Genomic DNA, 15392 nt, shown 5'->3' with positions numbered 1-15392 from the left:
CGGGCATCGATCTCACCGCCCGGCGAGCTGCCGAACCCTACCTGCGCGAGCCGCACCGCGCCGGCCGGGAACGCTGTCAAGAACACTGCGTGATGGCGCAGGTGGGGAAGCGCTGGTTCTTCCAGGCGGCCAGCTCGGCGGCGGCGGCCGCCAGCTGAGCGGGGGTGACGGCGGGGCCGGTGGCCGCGCCGACCACCAGGGCGGTGTGCACGGTGCCCGGCGCCGCGCCGGACGGCCTCAGCAGCAGGCGGTGGGCGACGGACGAGCCGGTCTCCGTCGCGATCGCCGCCGGCCCGGAGGCGGGCAGGCCCGCCCGGGTGGCCACGTCACCGACCACGACGGTGGTCGCGGCGGTGAAGGAGGCCGGCAGGTGCAGCTCGGTCGGGGCGCTCGGGGCCGTAGCGGGTTCGCGCCAGACCAGGACGCCGAAACGCCGGTCCTTGACCAGCGCGGCGATGCCCGGCATGGAGGACGGTACGGCCAGCCAGGCCCGCTGCTGCCCGGCACCGCCGTAGCCGGACCGGGCGAGGTCCTCGTAGGCGAAGGCCAGCACGTCACCGGCGACCGCGGAGGGGTAGAGGCGGTCCAGCATCGCCTGGTCCAGCCGGGTCGCCAGGGCGCCCGACGTGTCCGCGGCGACCACGGAGAAGTCCTCGTCGTTCCAGCCGTCGCCCTCGGTCCTCACCTTGGCGGGGTTGCGGTTCATCAGCTCGTGGTGCCGGCCGCTGTAGGCGTCCCAGTGCCACTGGGTCGAGGACAGCACGTCTCCTCCGGCGTCGGCGGCCTGCCACCAGCTCTTCCCGGGGACCCCGGAGTCCATGGCCTGGTACATGGCCCGGACCATCCATGGCGTGCGGTCGCTGCCGCTGCCCGACAGTTTGTAGCCGAACTCCGAGACGAAAGGCGCGGTGGTCAGCGTGCGGGCCCGGTCGCGGATCTCGTTCATCGCCGCGTCGTACACCCCGTCGGAGGCCGGCGACGGGTCTACCGTCATGCGGGCACCGTCGTAGAAGTGGCTGTTGAAGACGTAGCGGGTGCCGAGGGCGCCGACCGTGGTGAGCCCGCCCTCCTCGAAGAAGCCGGTGTTCCAGAAGGCCAGGGGTTCGACGAAGGCGGGCTTGGCCGCCCATCCCGCGGCGTCCATGGCGGCGCGGAACCGCTGGTAGAAGGGCATCAGGTAGGTCTTCTCCCACTCCAGGCCGCTCTTTCCGGAAAGACCGCCGTCGAAGGGTTCGTTGAAGGGGTCGAACCCGATGACGGAGGCGAACTCCTGCTCCGGCAGCCGCTGCCTGATGTGGGTCATGGCGGCAGTCGCCTGCCGCAGGAAGGCCTCCTGGACGCCGACCTCGCCCTCGGCCGTGCTGATGCGCCGGTCCCGCCAGAAGTCGTAGGCGGCCCGGCGGACGGCCTCGTTGGTCTGCATGTTCTGCCCCCACAGGAAGCAGACACCGCAGGACTCCTTGGGGTAGTTCCCGGCCTTGATCACCCATTCCGGCGCGCCGTCACCGGTGTACCAGCTGCCCTGGTTGAACAGGTACGAGGAGTACAGGTCCTGGTGGTAGTCGACCAGGACGCGGATCCCCCGGCCGGTGAACGCGCGGATCTGCTCGACGGCCTTGTCGAGGTAGGCGTGGTCGATGGTGGAGGGGGACGGCTGCACGCCTTCCCAGCTGATGAGGAAGCGGATCACGTTCGCGCCGGTGAGGTCGCGCATGGCCTGGGCCGAGCGCGCAGCGTCGGCGGTGCTGCGGAACGGCAGCAACGAGTTCTCGTACAGCTTGGCACTGCCGGACACGTTGAACCCGCGCAGTGTCACCTCCCGGCCGTCGCCGTCGCGGAAGACCCAGCTCTGCTGCTTGGCCGTGACGACCAGCGAGGTCTGGGCCGCGGCTGCGGTCGCGGGGTCATGAGCGTTGCCGGTTACCGGGGTGAACGCCAGGCCGGCGGCCACAGCGGAGGCGGCCAGGCGTGCCACGCGGGACGATGCTGCTCGCATGAACGGACGATAGAGACCTGCTCATGTCTTTGTCAGTACGCGATCCGCTAGAACCGCCGTCCGTTCTTGTCCGCCACGCGCAGGCTCGCTCGCGACGCCCCCGGAGGGAGCGTACTCCGGGCGCCGGCCTGGGCGGCGCCCGGAGTACGGCATGGGCAGCGGCCGGGATCAGCCCTGTGAAGGGCCGATCCCGGCGCGGCGGACAGGCATCCAGGTGGGCGTGGGACCGGTGGTCAGGAAGTCGGCGACCAGCCCGGTGCACAGTTCGGGCTTCTCGTGGAGGAGGAGGTGGGAGGCGCCGGGAATGACGGCCAGCCGGGCGTCGGGGAGGCCCCGATACAGCTCCAGCGTGTGCTCCAACGTCACGATGTCGTCGTCGGCGGTCATGACCAGCGCCGGGCAGGTCACGGCACAGAGATCAGCCGGCGCCAGGCCGCGTTCCTCGGCCACCGCCCGCACGATCTTGGCCACCACGACCGGGAGATGACCGGCGCCGTCGGGCGACACCTCCGCGTAGGCGGCGACCAGGGGCGGGGGCAGCGGACCCTCGGCGGAGGGCCGAATGATCATTCCTCGCGCGTCGAAGGCGCCGCTGATCAGGACGAGCCGGTCGACCAGGTCGGGACGGCGTACGGCCACCCGCAGCGCCACGATCGCACCGGCGCTGTAGCCGGCCAGCCGTACCGGCCCGTCGACGACCTTGTCCAGGAACGCGATGGTGTCCTGCGCCATCACCTCGGCAGTGATCGGCCCCGGCACGTCGGCGGTGTGGCCGTGGCCGCGGCGCTCGGGCAGCAGCAGCCGGAAGCGGCCGGCCAGCGCGCCGAGGTTGCCGTCGAAGTCCCTGCTGTCGGAGAAACCGCCGTGCAGCAGCACCAGCGGCTCTCCTTCGCCGCGCTCGTCGTACCACATGCGCGCGCCGTTCACATCCGCGTAGTCCGCCATCGTGTCGCCGTCCCTTCGTTCCGGTGACCGTCACCGGGTACGCGGGTAATACGGAGCGGCGGCCGGAAACTCATCGCTCGTCCGGGAGATCTTTCAGGACGCCGTCCCGGCCTCCAGGGCGTCGGGCAGGCCGAACAGCGGGAACAGCCGGTCGGTGTCGAGGTAGGTCGTCACCTCGACGATCAGCCGGTCCGAGAGTGTGAGGACCACGAGTGCGAACGGCTCCAGCCTGCCACCCGGTCCGGTCGGCCGGTACTGCGCGAACGCGGGCGAGCCGTTGGCCGTGGTCGGCACCAGGCGCGCGCCCGCGCAGGGCCGCCCGGCCGCGAGCAGCAGCCGGCGGATCGCGGCCCGTCCACGCAGCCACCACAGGAACGGCGGCATGGACGTGACGGCATCCTCGTGCAGCAGCGCCACCATGGCCTCGACGTCGTACCGCTCGAAGGCGTCGCAGTACCGGGAGAGCAGACGCCGCTGCGCCTGGTCCATCGGAAGGTACGGCTCGCCCGGGTCGGCGGAGGCGGCCCTCAGCGTCGCCCGGGCGCGCTGCAGCGCGCTGGTGACGGACGCGACAGTGGTGTCCAGCAGCCGGGCGACCTCGTCGGCCCTGCAGCACAGCACGTCGCGCAGGATCAGCACCGCCCGCTGACGGGGCGGTAGACGTTGCAGCGCGGCGACGAACGCCAGGCGGATCGTGTCGCGCTGCGCGGCCAGCTCCGCCGGATCGCCGCCGAAGGGCAGCACGCGGCCGTCCGGGACCGGCTGGACGAAAGCGCTCTCCGGGAGCGGCGCGCCGAGGTCGGGACCGGCCTGCACGGACGGGCCGAGATCGATCGCCCGCGCCCGGCGCTGCGCGCCCCGCAGCATGTCGAGGCAGACGTTGGTGGCGATGGCGTAGAGCCACGACCGCAGCGGCGCCCGGCCCTCGTCGAACCGGTCGAGACTCCGCCAGGCGCGCACCAGGGTCTCCTGCACGGCGTCCTCCGCCTCGAAGGGCGAGCCGAGCATCCGGTAGCAGTAGCCGGTCAGGGCGGTCCGGTGCCGCTCCAGCAGGTCCATTCCCCCGGACCCGGGCACGCCCGCGCTCCCGGGGACGGCCTGGAAGCCCTCCGCCTCCTCCGCCTCCTCCGCATCCGGAGGCGAGGTCATCCCGCCGTCAGCCTTCACATGACCAGCCACGCAGGGGAGGGTATCGTCCGCCCCCGACAGATCAGGGCGGCCACGGAGCGGCCGCCCCAGGATGATCGAGCCTCCGCTCGCCCCATGATTGGCCCGATGGAACAGAGCAGAATTGGATCTTTGGGCCGTCCGCCGTGACTTCGTAGGCTGCCGTGGTCAGCCGCGAATGGTCTATCGCTCGAGATGAGTATGCCGATGTCCTATCCACCGCCGCAGTACTTCGCCGATCACGGCACCGCCGGCGCGACCTACCGGCCTGCCGGCACGGAGCCGGACCTCACGATCGGGGTCAAGTCCCGGGTCGGCTATCTCGCGACCGGAGCGACGACCGCGGGCCGGTTCGGTCTGTACCGCTGGGACATGGCCGCGATCCCGAACGGGCCCGGCGCCCATTTCCACCGGACCATCTCCGAGTCGTTCTTCATCCTGGAGGGCACCGTCTCGCTGTACAGCGGGGAACGGTGGCTGGATGCCGCACCGGGCGACTTCCTGTATGTGCCGCCGGGCGGGGTGCACGCCTTCAGCAACGACTCGGGCGCACCCGCGTCGATGTTGGTGATGTTCACACCGGGAGCGCCTCGGGAGGCGTACTTCGAGGAGCTCGCCGAGATCGTCGCCTCCGGCCGTCAGCTCACGCAGGAGGAGTGGACCGAGCTGTATGCCCGCCACGACCAATACGAGGCGCTGTGAACGCACCGCCTGATGCCGCCCGGCCCGCCACCTTCTCGCGTCATCCAGCCTCCCACGACTGCGCCACGTGCTTGGCTTCCGGGAGTAGATGAGGAGCGGCGCGGGACGGGCGGGGCGGAGCCCGGGGGCATCCGCGCAGTCCCGGTTCCGGTGTCTCCTCAGCCGCCGTCCTCCGGTGCGAAGTAGTCACGCAGCAGGGCGATCTTCCCGTCGCGGAGGCGGAAGACCTGCACCAGCGACACGGTCGTGACGCCCGCGGGCCCGTCGAGGACGGTGTCGATCTCGGCGACGAAGACGCCGGGGTCGGCGGTGGTGTGCAGCACGTACCGGGACTTGTCCACATTCACCGTGCGGCCGGTGTCCGGCGCGGAGCGCTCGTAGTACGCGGCCATCTCCCTGCGGATCTCCTCGCGCCCCTCCAGCCGCCTCGGGAAGGCGCCGCCGGCCGGGGCCAGGGGAGCCTCGAAGACGCCGTCGACGGTGAACATCTCGGCCAGCGCGGCGGCGTTCCTGGTCATCGCTCCGGCCCAGACATAACGCTCGAAGATCTCCTGGGGGGTCGTCACGGCGCACTCCTTCACTCGGGGAGGCGCAGAAAGTTACACCATCCGGCCCGAGCGGGTCACGGGAGAGCGGGGACGGGACGCCCGCGAGCCCGGTGGGCGACCCGCTGCCCGCCTTCCCGCCCGGCATCCGGCCGACGTGGGGGGCGGCCGGAAACTGTCGGAAAGGGGACGGCTCCGCACGGTTCTCGCCGTGGTCTTGCGACACCGGCCTCCGGTCAGGTCTCATCCCGGTGCCCATTGCCGGGAAGTAGGGGGGTGAGTCAAGATCGACGGGTTGTTCCGCCGTGGCCTGCGCCACGGCTCACCGTCAAAGGGGAGACAAGTGATCAAGTCTGTTGCGAAGGCCGTCGCCATGACGGCCCTGGCCGCCGGCGTTCTCGCGGCCAACCCGGCATACACGGCGTACGCGGCCTCCACCGCCTACACCCCCGAGGGCGTCTGCGGGGCGGGGTTCAGCCGGGTGCAGGACGGCTCCCGCCCCCTCAAGTCCGGACGTGACACCTTCGGCCACGTCTACCTCATGTACAACCGCAGCACCGGTTACAACTGCGTGGTCACCATCAAGTCCGCCTTCTACCGGACCGCTACCTACACCACCGCCACCCTGCTGGTGAGGGGCGAAAAGCCGAAGACCGACGCGGGCAAGTTCAAGTACTACGCCGGGCCGGTCAAGATGAAAGCCCGCGGCAAGTGCGTCGCGTACTGGGGCAGCACCCGAGACACCCGGCTGGACTTCGCCGAAGCGACCGGCGGCCGCAGGACCCTCGGCAACTGCGGGTAGCGGGATCCCGAACGCCGGGGCCACGCCCGCTCACCTCGCTCCCCGGCCCGGGGGAGCGGGGTGGCGCGGCAGGTGCTGGGCTCAGCCCGCTCAGGTGATGGCGTAGACGCGCACACGGTCCCGGAGGCGTCGTCGACCGGACAGGCGACCAGGCCGGCCCCGCCAGGCGGGCGAGGATCCCGTCGGGGCCGTGCCCGCGTACCCGCCGCCGCCCGTCCGTGTTTTTTCGCCCTGTGAAACCGCGGCTTTACGGGATGCCGGAAGCGGTTCACAATCACTGCGGGGGCACACGCCGACGCGATTCGACAGGGGCATCATGCAACTCGGCAGGCGATCCCTGGGGGCGGTTCTCCTCACTCTCGGACTCGTTACCCTGGTGTTATTCACCGCCGCACTGGCGATCGGCCCGGCCGGAGAGACGGCCCTGGCCGCCGTCCCGGCGAGGGAGGCCGGGTACGCGGCCGTTCCGGCAGGGGCGGCCGACGACACCAGACCACCGACACGCCCCGCCGGACCGCGGCCCTGCCCGGTACCGCTCGTCCCCACCCCGACCGGCTACGCCTCCATCTGCTGGGACCCCTCGACGGACGACACGGGGGTCGTCGGCTATGACCTGTACCGCCTGGACGTCGGCGGCTTCGTCTCCGCCGCCACCACGGCCGGCACGATCGGCGGCTTCTCGGGCGAGCTGAACCGCCTGTACACGATGTACGTCGTGGCCAGGGACGCGGCGGGGAACGTCAGCCCGCCCTCCACCCTGATCACGGTGCCCGCGACGCTTGGGATGACCCCGACCTCCTCGCCGAGCCCTCCGCCGGGCGACCGCGTGCCTCCGTCCAAGCCGACCGGCCTGCGCGACGCCTGCCTGCAGGACTACCGGGGCGTCACGTTCTGCTGGCAGCCGTCGAGCGACAACGTGGCGGTGACGGCGTACGACGTCTACCGCGAGACCGCGACGACCTACACCAAGGTCGGCACGATCCCCCCTTCCGGGTTCCTGAACTTCACCGAACCCGGCCTGGTCACCGGGCAGCGCTACAGCTACGTCGTGGTCGCCAGGGACGCGGCTGACAACCTCAGCGCCCCGTCCGACCCGCTGTCCGCCCTCGCCAGGGAAGGTCTCCCCTCCCCGAGCCCGTCGCCGACATCGGGCCCGTCGTGCACGGTGTCGTACCGCGCGGCGACGTGGAGTTCGCGCCTGAACGCGGAGATCACCGTGCGCAACACCGGCACGACCGCGATCGACGGCTGGACGCTGACGGTCGACTACCCGGCGTCGGCCGTACGCCTCATCTCGGGCTGGTCCGCGGACTGGACCCAGACCGGCGCGCGGCTCGCCGGCACGAGCAAGCGGTGGAACGAGATCATCCCCGCCGGCTCGGCGACCCAGGTCGGGTTCACCGCCTCGTACAGCGGCCCGCTGCCCGCCCCCGTGAGCTTCGGCCTCAACGGAGGGACCTGCGCCACCGGCTGACCGCCTCTGCGCGGTAGGGCCGGTCCGCCCGCGCTCGCCTTCGCTCCGACAGGTCCCCGGAGAACCACCTCGCCGGGCTCACCCGCGAGGCGCCATCCCGACGAGTTCGCCCCAGCTCGACCTCGTCAGGTGTCGATCTGCAGGATCCACACCGACACGTGCTCCGCGCCTCGGGTGTAGACAAGCCGGAACGTCTCGGCGCGGATCTCGAAGGCGTCGGGAATGCCGCCGTACGGCCGGGCCGCCAGCGGTTCGGGCTCCTCGGCCAGGTCGAGGAGAGTGTCGGCGATCATGGTGCGCAGGCCGGGGGCGGCCTCGCGCAGGAGCTCACGGACGGCCGGGTCGAGCAGGAGGCGCCGCTTCAAGAGCGCTCGCCCGGGGCGGGCAGGTCAAGGTCGGCATACAGGGCGGCCGCGCTGTCGTAGCCGGCCAGCTTCACCTCGCCCCGCTCGGCGGCGGCAATCGCCGTGACGACGTCGGCGGCCTCCCGCTCGCGGCGCAGCCGCAGCAGCTCCTCGTACTCCTCTTCGGAGATGAGGACAGCGCGTTCGCTGGCGGAGCGGCGGATGCGGGTGGCCTCGTGCCGGTGAGCGGCACGGGCCACCAGCACGCCGAGGTTGTTGCGGGCCTCAACGATGCCCAGTGCGTCGTTCTTCATGGCCCTACGATACGCACACCCTGTACGTCACGCACAACATGTGCAAGATGTACACATCTATGGGGAAGGTGTCGATTTCAGCAAGCCCGCCTTGTCGGGGGCCGGTAGTAACCGCCGACAGTCCGATGGATATCGCTGACCGGCGTCCCCCGACACCAGAGCCGGGTCACACCAGGTCGTGTTGGTTCCGTTCCGTGCCGAGTGCGGCCGGGATGTCAAGAATGGCGAGGAAGGCGGTCGCCGCGGGTGTGCAGCTGACGCGGCTCCAGATGACGTATTCGACGCGGGCCGGTGCGTCAGTGACCTCGATGGTGGTTACGCCGGTGAGCTGGGGCGCGTAGGCGGAGGGGAGCATGGCGACGCAGAGGCCCTGCCCGACCAGTCGGGCCATGAAGTCCGCGGTGGTCACTTCGAAGGCGACGTCGCGGCTGAGACCGGCGGCTGAGAAGGCTTGGTCGGATTGGGCGCGTCCGGCTGTCTTGGGTGGCAGGTCCACGAATACCTCGGCGGAGAGCCTGCGAAGGTCGACCGCCGGCTCTCCGGCGAGGGGGTGGTCCGGTGCGACCACGGCGACGAGCCGGTCACGGGCGAGTTCACGGACGTTGACGCCCTGGGGCCGCGCTGTGGTCGGCAGCCCGAGGAAGGCCACTTCGATGGTTCCTTGCTTGACCTGCTCGGCGAGTTCGTCACTCGCGCCCACGCGCAGGCTGATGCGCACGTACGGGTACTGCCGGCGGAAGTCACGCAGGGCGCCTGGGATGTCGACCGCGGCGACGGTGGGGATCAGGCCCACGGCGAGCCGTCCGCGTACCTCGCCGACAGCCGCGGCGACCTCGGTGGCTGCGCGCTCGGCGGCGTCCAGGCACTGACGGGCGGCGGGGAGGAACGCTGCACCGGCCGGTGTCAGTCGCACCCGGCGGCTGGTGCGCTCGAAGAGTCTCGCGCCCAGCTCCCGTTCCAGGCGCGCGATCTGGTGGCTGAGGGCGGACTGGACAACCAGACAACGTTCGGCGGCCCGGGTGAAGCTGTTCGTCTCGGCGACGGCGACGACGTAGCGCATCTGCTGGAGCTCCATGGATCTATCTTGTATCAAGATTGATGAGGTGACAATCATGTGTTGGACTCATCAATAGCTGCCGGGTGAGACTGTGAGCGTGACAAGTCCAGCAGCACAGAGGGTTTCCGGACGGAGCCGGCAGCGGTGTTTCCCATGGGAATCCGCCTCGCACCGTCTTGACGGAGCTCCTCCCGTGGCGTGGGGCACGACATATGCCGTCACCGCCGGCCTTCTCCCGCCGGGACACCCGCTGTTCGCCGGACTCCTGCGTGCGTTGCCCGCAGGCCTGATCGCGCCGGAGGCCACCCGGCCGCTGCCGCGCGGAGCGTGGTGAGGGGGAGCCGGGGCGCTCGGCGTGCTGAACGTCAGACCGTTCTTCCCACCGCCGTTCACCCCGGCCGCACGCCTGTCGGGAGGCGTCGCCGCCCGCCTTTGGGGCGGCCCGGCCGCTCATCGTCGCCGTTTTGGCCGTGACGGTCCTCCGTGAGGGCCTGTCCGCCCGGCACCTCGTCCGGGAGCGCCGGGCGCCGTAGGCGGCAACCAGATCTCAATCGAGAGGACGAGTGAATCATGAACAGCACACCACCGGGGCAGCAGGCGGCCACCGTCGCCGATATGTGGTTCGATCCGCGCTGTCCGTGGGCGTGGATCACCTCCCGCTGGCTGCTGGAGGTCGAACAGGTGCGATCCATCGAACCGCGTTTCCACGTGATGAGCCTCTCGGTGCTCAACGAGGGGCGGGAAGTGCCGGAGAAATACAGGAGGGGCATGGTCGAGGGCTGGGGGCCGGTGCGTGTCTGCATCGCAGCCGAGCAGCAGCACGGTCCCGAGGTGCTGCGGCCGCTCTACACCGCCATGGGAACCCGGATCCATCACCGGGAGGCCGGCCTGGGGCGAGACATGCTGCTCGCCGCCCTTGCCGATGCCGATCTGCCGGCAGAGCTCGCCGAGGCGGCGGACGCGACCGAATACGACGAGGCACTCCGCGCCAGTCACCACGCCGGCATGGACCTCGTCGGCGCCGAGGTCGGCACTCCCGTCATCCATGTTCCCGGGGCCGACGGCGAACTCATCGCGTTCTTCGGCCCGGTGGTCTCTCCGATCCCGCGTGGCGAGGCCGCCGGCCGCCTCTGGGACGGTGTCCTCGCCGTGGCGGGCACCGACGGCTTCTTCGAACTCAAACGCACCCGCACCCGCGAACCCGTCTTCGACTAGCGCACGTGGTGGCTGGTCGCCGCGCCACACGGGCGGCAGCCCCTCCTGAGGGCATCGTCGCTGCCGGTAACCGCTGTCCGGAGCTGCGGACAGTGCCCTCCACTATCGAGGAATGGTTGAACGTGAACGCATACAGGTTGCCCGGCATCGGCGCCTTCGATGACAGATACTCCGGTACGGAGGCCGGCGCGGCATGAAGAGCGGCCGGCAACTCCTCACCGCGGGTGTGACAGCGCTGGCACCGGCGATCTGGGGAAGCACCTATCTGGCGACGACTGAGTGGTTGCCGCCGGACCGCCCGTTGCTGGCCGCCACCGTGCGGGCGCTTCCCGCGGGCCTGATCCTGCTGGCCTTCACCCGCACGCTGCCGACCTGGATCTGGCTGTGGCGCACCCTGGTGCTCGGAACGCTCAACATCGGCGCGTTCCTCTTCCTGCTGTTCGTCGCGGCCTATCGCCTACCGGGTGGTGTCGCAGCGATGATCATGTCGGTGCAGCCGATGTTCGTACTGATCCTGGCGGCGCTGTTCCTCGGGGACAGGATCCGGTTCACGCACGTGGTGGCCTGCGTCCTCGGCGCGGGCGGTGTCGCGCTGCTGGTGTTCAAGGGGATAGTGGCACTGGATTTCGTCGGTGTGGCGGCGGCGCTGGGCGGAGCGGCCTGCATGGCCACCGGCATCACGCTGACCAAACGGTGGGGACGCCCGGACGGAGTGGGGCTGCTTCCCTTCACCGGCTGGCAGCTCGTCGCAGGCGGACTCGTACTGCTGCCCTTCGCGCTCTCCATCGAAGGGCTGCCGGCCACCATCACCGGCACCAACCTCATCGGATTCGCCTATCTCATCCTCCTGGGCGCTGTAATCAGTTATGCGATCTGGTTCCGCGGGATAGAGAGGCTGCCGGCACTGGCGGTCTCCTTCCTTGTCCTGGGCAGCCCGATTGTCGCAACCCTCCTCGGATATCTGTTCCTGCACGAGACGTTGTCGATTCCGCAGCTGGTCGGAATCCTGGTGATCATCGTTGCCGCGCTGCTCGCACAGCCCCGGCCGGTCAAGACGCGAGGGCCCGGCCCCCACGATCCTCCGGGCAGTGACAATCCCGCGCCACCCGAACCGAAGCCCGTCATGGACATGGAGGGGAAACGTCCATGACGACACGCGGGCAACTCCCGGAGCGGCCCATAGGTGTTCGGCGAAGAGATTTCGGGACATCACGCAACTCGGGTGCGGAGCCCGATGGCTGCAGCCGGCGCCATGGTGCCGCAGTTCATCCGTAAGTCCATAATCCAAAAAGTCAGAGAGAAGAAATGCTCACACAGGATGAACGCCCGTCCTCGCCCCTGAAGGCATGGCTGGGTGTCGCCGCGATCACGGCCAGCTTGTTCGTCTTCCTCACCACCGAGCTGATGCCCATCGGCCTGCTCACTCCGCTGAGCGCGAGCCTGGGTATATCGGTGGGTGTCGCCGGGCTGATGGTTACTTTGCAGGGCATCTCGGCCGGGCTGGGCGTACCGTTCATCGTGGCCTGGACCAGGCGCGTCAACCGGCGCGTGCTGCTGTCCACGCTACTGGCGATATTGGCTCTGGGAAACCTGATCACCGCCGTCTCGCCGAACTACGCACTGATCTTGACGACGCGGCTCATCATGGGATTCGCCAGCGGCGTGTTCTGGGCCATAGGCGTGAGCATGGCGATGCGCCTTGTTCCGGAACGCCACGCGAGCAGGGCGGCCGCAGTCGTGATGTCCGGCATCTCGATCGCCACGGTGGTGGGCATACCGCTGGGAACAATCCTCGAAAGCCTCACCGACTGGCGGACCACGTTTCTCATCTGGGCCGGCCTCAGCGTGCTGGTGTTCCTCGCGGTCACTGCCGTGGTCCCGTCGCTGCCGTCGGCGAACGCGGTCTCGGTCCGGGAGGTCTTCGGGCTCCCGCTCAAGAACGTGCAGCTACGCCTGGTGTTGTTCATCGTCGTGTTCTTCGTGCTCGGCCATTTCGGGGCGTACACTTTTGTGCGGCCCTTCTTGGAGGAGAATGCGTCCGCCACGCCCGTCTTCATCACCGTAGTGCTGATAATTTTCGGTGTCGGAGGCGCCGTCGGAAACTTTATCGCCGGATACACGGTGAACAAAAATCTGAGGGGCAGCTTCGTCGTCGGCATCGTGGGACTCGTGGTGTCCCTGCTGTTGCTGCTCACGATCGGTGACGGGCAGGCCGGTTCGATTGTTTCGCTGGTCCTCTGGGGGCTTTCCTTCGGCGTGGTGCAGCTGTGCCAGGTCAACATGACGCTCGCTGCGGCGCCGAAAACCTTCGAAGCCGCGATGTCGCTCAACACCATGGCATACAACACATCCATCGCACTCGGAGCGCTTTTCGGTGGACTGTTCGCCGATAATGCAGGTGTCACGAGTGTCGTCTGGTTCGGTGTGGCGCTGACAGCGGCTTCGCTGCTCCTCAGGCTCGCCACCGGCCGGAAGTCCTCGAGCGCCGCCTCTCCGGATGAGCTGGTCACCAGTGGATAAGCCTGTCCTCCGATCCCGATGAAGGAGTGAGGGGCGCACATATGGCTCTTCTGCCGTCGTGACGGATGCTGTTCCGTAATCGAGTGGGGCGCGCGCCGTGCCACCGTCCACGTTTCCGAGTCGCGAGACACAGGAACGGTCAAGGACGGGACGGCGTGCGCCCCGCAAGGATGTCGCGGAACCTGTCCGGAGCCGGGGAGACGGCAGTGATCAGCGGAGATTGCGGCGGAGGAAGTCGAGTTCGATCGCCATGAGGTTCTCCGCGACGCCGTCCGGGGTCATGTGGCTGACACCGGGAAGCAGGAGCGTGGAGTGCGGCCGTCCGGCCCGGGTCAGGGCCTCGGACAGGCGCAGGGTGTGCAGCGGATAGACGTTGTCGTCGGCCAGGCCGTGGATGAGCAGCAGCGGCCGCTCAAGCCGGGGGGCGTCGGCGATCAGCGAGTCGCCGTCGTATCCGGAGGCGTTCTCCTCGGGCAGGCCGAGGTATCGCTCGGTGTAGGCGGTGTCGTACCAGCGGAAGTCGGTGGGAGGGGCGCCCGCGCAGGCGGCGTGAAAGACGTCGGGGCGCCGGAGCACGGCCAGTGCCGCGAAGTAGCCGCCGTACGACCAGCCGCGCACGCCGACCCTGGACAGGTCGAGGTCGGGGTGCTTGCCCGCGAGCTCGTGCAGCCCCGCGACCTGGTCGTCCAGCGTCACCTGCGAGAAGCGCCGGAAGATCGCCTGACTGAAGGAGACCGATACGTTCGGCGTGCCCCGGTTGTCGATCGTCACGACGGCGAAACCCTGGTCGGCCCACCACTGCTTGCGGATCCACCGGCCCGGTTCGGCGGCGATCGCCTGGTAGCCGGGCCCGCCGTACACGTCGAGGAGGACCGGCAGCTTCTCGCCGGGCACGTGCCCGCTCGGGTAGAGCACCGCGGAGGGCAGGCGGTGCTCGGTCACCCGGTCCAGAACCGGCTCCGGCCGGTACGGCGACGCCGCCGACAGGTCGCCGAGCTCCACGGCGGCGTCCTGTACGAGACCACCGGGGTAGACGACCCTGCGGGTGCGGGCAGTCTCCAGCGAACCGCTGGTCAGGACCACGGTCGGGCCGCCGGTCAGGGCACTGTGCACGCCGGGCTCATGGGTGATCCTGGCCAGCGCACCGGTTGGCCCGAGGCGGTAGACGTGCTGCTCGGCGGGGTCGGCCTCGCTGCCCTCGATGAGCAGGTCGTGGCCCAGGGAGCCCGCGACACGCCGCACGTACAGCCACGAGGGGGTCACCACGGTGCCGTCGATCGCCAGTGCCTGGGTGTCGTCTGCCTCGACCGCGGTCAGGATCCGGCCGCCGGCCAGGAGCGAGGGGGTGCCGGGCACGGCCTCGATCCAGCGCGGGTCGGAGAACTCCGCCAGGGGGAGGGTCGTGCCGGTGGCGAGGTCGACCGCGAGGAGCCGGCCGTTCTGCTGGAGCCGGTCCAGCACGGTGATCGTGGGCCGGTCGGGTTCGCTCCAGTCCACCGCCGACAGGTAGGGGAACCCGATGTCGTCCCACAGGATCTGCCTGCGCGCGCCGTCCAGCCCGAGCAGGTGCAGCTCGACGGCCGCGTTCGGACCGCCCGCCTGCGGATAGGCCGGCTCCGGCGCCGCCAGCTCGGGCCGGGAGGGGTCGGCCAGTCGCCGGCGCCGCACGCGGGTCTCGTCCACCCGGGTGGCCAGGAGCGCCGAACCGTCGGGCGCCCACCAGTGCCCCCGGTGCCTGCCGAGCTCCTCGGCGGCGGCGAACTCCGCGACACCCCAGGTGACGTGGGATTCGCCGGCGATCAGGCGGTCGCCGCCGTTCTCGTGGACGTAGATCCGCCCGGCGGACACGTAGGCGATCCTGTCCCCGGACGGCCGGGGGTCGAAGACGGGGCCGGCGGCCGGGATCTCCTCCACGGTGGCGGTGGTGACGTCCACCCGGAAGAGCCGTCCGCCCAGCGCGTACACGACGACGGAGCCGTCGGTGGCGTAGGAGCCGATACCGGGCGCCCACAGGCGCAGCCGCTCGCGCAGGGCGCGCTCCTCGGCCGGTAGATCGTGCGGGCCCTCTGCGGGTTCGGCCAGCAGCCGTTCCACGCCGGTGGCGACGTCGAGCGCCCAGAGCCGCTCGACGGGGTCTTCGGGGCCGCTGGAACGCAGGAACAGCACCAGCGACCCGTCCGGGGAGATGGTCAGGGCTCGGGGAGAGCCGTAGGCGAACCGCCCTGTGGCGGCGAGACGAGCGAGGAGTTTGTCAGAGAGCATGCAATGTGAAATATCACATTGCACACTGCTCCGCCAGAGGCTGCCCGGA

General features: G+C 70.0%; 14 protein-coding genes. 6 read left to right on the top strand and 8 right to left on the bottom strand.

Going from position 1 to position 15392, the window contains the following annotated elements; genetic code table 11:
- Positions 1–76: 76 nt before the first annotated feature.
- From SROS_RS25550 to SROS_RS25540, 3 genes are all read right to left on the bottom strand, one after another.
- Positions 77–1996 carry a cellulase family glycosylhydrolase gene (locus tag SROS_RS25550; RefSeq protein WP_148269202.1) on the bottom strand — a complete coding sequence of 640 codons (1920 nt, stop codon included), beginning with the start codon at positions 1994–1996 and terminating at the stop codon, positions 77–79.
- 168 nt (positions 1997–2164) lie between these two features.
- A complete protein-coding gene (locus tag SROS_RS25545) occupies positions 2165–2941 on the bottom strand; it encodes an alpha/beta fold hydrolase (RefSeq protein WP_012891805.1) in 777 nt (258 codons plus the stop codon).
- A gap of 93 nt (positions 2942–3034) precedes the next feature.
- Entirely contained in the window at positions 3035–4000 is a 966-nt protein-coding gene (locus SROS_RS25540) for a sigma-70 family RNA polymerase sigma factor (RefSeq protein ID WP_043656669.1), read from the bottom strand.
- A gap of 315 nt (positions 4001–4315) precedes the next feature.
- Between SROS_RS25540 and SROS_RS25535 the strand changes: the two genes are divergently transcribed.
- Positions 4316–4810: a cupin domain-containing protein gene (locus SROS_RS25535; protein ID WP_043652930.1), complete on the top strand. Its 495-nt coding sequence runs from the start codon at positions 4316–4318 to the stop codon at positions 4808–4810.
- A 158-nt stretch (positions 4811–4968) separates the two neighbouring features.
- On the opposite strand, the gene SROS_RS25530 is transcribed toward SROS_RS25535, so the two are convergent.
- Positions 4969–5376, bottom strand: a complete 408-nt coding sequence (locus SROS_RS25530; RefSeq protein ID WP_012891802.1) for a nuclear transport factor 2 family protein — start codon at positions 5374–5376, stop codon at positions 4969–4971.
- A gap of 322 nt (positions 5377–5698) precedes the next feature.
- Here SROS_RS25530 and SROS_RS25525 point away from each other — a divergent pair, with 322 nt between their 5' ends.
- Together SROS_RS25525 and SROS_RS25520 are read left to right on the top strand one after the other, a co-directional pair.
- Complete coding sequence (locus tag SROS_RS25525; protein WP_012891801.1) at positions 5699–6157, top strand: hypothetical protein; 459 nt, start codon at positions 5699–5701, stop codon at positions 6155–6157.
- Positions 6158–6533: 376 nt separating this feature from the next.
- Complete coding sequence (locus SROS_RS25520) at positions 6534–7631, top strand: cellulose binding domain-containing protein (protein ID WP_043652920.1); 1098 nt, start codon at positions 6534–6536, stop codon at positions 7629–7631.
- Positions 7632–7756: 125 nt separating this feature from the next.
- Here the strand turns inward: SROS_RS25520 and SROS_RS25515 are convergent, their stop codons facing one another.
- From SROS_RS25515 to SROS_RS25505, 3 genes are all read right to left on the bottom strand, one after another.
- The gene (locus SROS_RS25515; RefSeq protein ID WP_012891799.1) at positions 7757–7996 is read right to left on the bottom strand and encodes a type II toxin-antitoxin system RelE family toxin; all 240 of its coding nucleotides are present in this window, start codon (positions 7994–7996) and stop codon (positions 7757–7759) included.
- The gene (locus tag SROS_RS25510) at positions 7993–8289 is read right to left on the bottom strand and encodes a type II toxin-antitoxin system prevent-host-death family antitoxin (protein WP_012891798.1); all 297 of its coding nucleotides are present in this window, start codon (positions 8287–8289) and stop codon (positions 7993–7995) included. Before SROS_RS25510 ends, SROS_RS25515 begins: the two co-directional genes overlap by 4 nt.
- Positions 8290–8455: 166 nt before the next feature.
- Positions 8456–9364 carry a LysR family transcriptional regulator gene (locus SROS_RS25505; protein ID WP_043652917.1) on the bottom strand — a complete coding sequence of 303 codons (909 nt, stop codon included), beginning with the start codon at positions 9362–9364 and terminating at the stop codon, positions 8456–8458.
- Positions 9365–9916: 552 nt separating this feature from the next.
- Here SROS_RS25505 and SROS_RS25500 point away from each other — a divergent pair.
- The 3 genes from SROS_RS25500 to SROS_RS25490 all read left to right on the top strand — a co-directional run bounded on the left by SROS_RS25500 (position 9917) and on the right by SROS_RS25490 (position 13081).
- A complete protein-coding gene (locus SROS_RS25500; RefSeq protein ID WP_012891796.1) occupies positions 9917–10561 on the top strand; it encodes a mycothiol-dependent nitroreductase Rv2466c family protein in 645 nt (214 codons plus the stop codon).
- A 193-nt stretch (positions 10562–10754) separates the two neighbouring features.
- On the top strand, positions 10755–11711 hold the full coding sequence (locus SROS_RS25495; protein ID WP_012891794.1) for an EamA family transporter: 957 nt from the start codon (positions 10755–10757) through the stop codon (positions 11709–11711).
- A 155-nt stretch (positions 11712–11866) separates the two neighbouring features.
- Positions 11867–13081 (top strand): MFS transporter, encoded by a 1215-nt coding sequence (locus tag SROS_RS25490; RefSeq protein WP_012891793.1) that lies wholly within the window; start codon positions 11867–11869, stop codon positions 13079–13081.
- Positions 13082–13291: 210 nt separating this feature from the next.
- On the opposite strand, the gene SROS_RS25485 is transcribed toward SROS_RS25490, so the two are convergent.
- A complete protein-coding gene (locus tag SROS_RS25485) occupies positions 13292–15343 on the bottom strand; it encodes a prolyl oligopeptidase family serine peptidase (RefSeq protein WP_012891792.1) in 2052 nt (683 codons plus the stop codon).
- Positions 15344–15392: the final 49 nt, after the last annotated feature.

The organism is Streptosporangium roseum DSM 43021 (assembly GCF_000024865.1).
Classification (GTDB): domain Bacteria; phylum Actinomycetota; class Actinomycetes; order Streptosporangiales; family Streptosporangiaceae; genus Streptosporangium; species Streptosporangium roseum.
The sequence above is the reverse complement of the archived record's forward strand: the minus strand, read 5'-3'. Positions and strand labels throughout refer to the sequence as shown.

Excerpts from the sequence above, each read along its gene's own strand:
- SROS_RS25505 (WP_043652917.1), bottom strand. The coding sequence starts at position 9,364 with ATGGAGCTCCAGCAGATGCGCTACGTCGTCGCCGTCGCCGAGACGAAC.
- SROS_RS25550 (WP_148269202.1), bottom strand. The coding sequence starts at position 1,996 with ATGCGAGCAGCATCGTCCCGCGTGGCACGCCTGGCCGCCTCCGCTGTG.
- SROS_RS25545 (WP_012891805.1), bottom strand. The coding sequence starts at position 2,941 with ATGGCGGACTACGCGGATGTGAACGGCGCGCGCATGTGGTACGACGAG.
- SROS_RS25495 (WP_012891794.1), top strand. The coding sequence starts at position 10,755 with ATGAAGAGCGGCCGGCAACTCCTCACCGCGGGTGTGACAGCGCTGGCA.
- SROS_RS25500 (WP_012891796.1), top strand. The coding sequence starts at position 9,917 with ATGAACAGCACACCACCGGGGCAGCAGGCGGCCACCGTCGCCGATATG.
- SROS_RS25490 (WP_012891793.1), top strand. The coding sequence starts at position 11,867 with ATGCTCACACAGGATGAACGCCCGTCCTCGCCCCTGAAGGCATGGCTG.
- SROS_RS25540 (WP_043656669.1), bottom strand. The coding sequence starts at position 4,000 with ATGGACCTGCTGGAGCGGCACCGGACCGCCCTGACCGGCTACTGCTAC.
- SROS_RS25535 (WP_043652930.1), top strand. The coding sequence starts at position 4,316 with ATGTCCTATCCACCGCCGCAGTACTTCGCCGATCACGGCACCGCCGGC.
- SROS_RS25510 (WP_012891798.1), bottom strand. The coding sequence starts at position 8,289 with ATGAAGAACGACGCACTGGGCATCGTTGAGGCCCGCAACAACCTCGGC.
- SROS_RS25485 (WP_012891792.1), bottom strand. The coding sequence starts at position 15,343 with ATGCTCTCTGACAAACTCCTCGCTCGTCTCGCCGCCACAGGGCGGTTC.